Here is a 224-nt window from a genome sequence, read left to right as displayed (position 1 = left end):
ATACTGTGACCTTTATGGAGATGTATGGGGCAGAGACCTTCTCGGACCTGCAAGTCTTGCAAAAGTGGCAACAGAATGCGCCTTATAAGAGCTTGGCGGTGCCTATCGGCCTGCGGGGCAAGGAAGACCTGGTCTACCTCAACTTGCACGAAAAAGCTCACGGACCGCACGGGCTGATTGCCGGGACAACCGGATCAGGTAAGTCAGAGACTATCCAGTCCTAT

At 53.6% G+C, this 224-nt stretch carries 1 protein-coding gene; it reads left to right on the top strand.

The window, feature by feature from the left end; translation table 11 throughout:
* On the top strand, nt 1-224 hold a 224-nt coding region (locus tag A0739_RS09785), incomplete at both ends, for an FtsK/SpoIIIE domain-containing protein (protein WP_155718981.1).

It is taken from the genome of Streptococcus oralis, assembly GCF_001588645.1.
In the GTDB taxonomy this organism is placed as follows: Bacteria; Bacillota; Bacilli; order Lactobacillales; family Streptococcaceae; genus Streptococcus; species Streptococcus oralis_AB.
Note: the sequence above shows the minus strand (reverse complement) of the source record. Positions and strands in the feature narration are given on the sequence as shown.